Origin of the sequence: Chromohalobacter sp. HP20-39 (assembly GCF_033052815.1) — a bacterium.
GTDB lineage: Bacteria > Pseudomonadota > Gammaproteobacteria > Pseudomonadales > Halomonadaceae > Chromohalobacter.
In genome coordinates this window covers 1-280 of the sequence record NZ_JAWHTP010000558.1, presented here as the reverse complement: position 1 = coordinate 280, position 280 = coordinate 1, and the positions used below count along the sequence as shown (strand labels likewise).

At 62.9% G+C, this 280-nt stretch carries 1 protein-coding gene; it reads left to right on the top strand.

Annotated features, from left to right (window positions below):
- A partial coding sequence (locus RVY79_RS22045; protein ID WP_411161753.1) for an AtzH-like domain-containing protein occupies positions 1-144 on the top strand: 144 nt, incomplete at its 5' end.
- Positions 145-280 lie beyond the last annotated feature (136 nt).

The following is a 280-nucleotide window of genomic DNA, read 5'->3' as shown; positions in this document are numbered from 1 at the left end:
GTCGCCTCCACGCTATTCTATCGCGATAATGCACCCGGCAAGGTCGGGCGGCAGATGCAGACCTGGATCCGCTTTTCCGAAGGCTGGCGAATCGTGGCAGCCTCTGTCAGCCTGATCGATGAGCCGCAGACATCGAAAGCGTGAGCTGAGATGTGTTTCGACGACATGCTGATCCCGCAAGCCAAGCCGCGGCGCGCCGCGCATGGGCCTGCTGGTGCAGCGAAAGGCAAGCCGACGCGGGCCGAGGAACTGCGCCAGCAATTGTCGGACGAGATCGTGC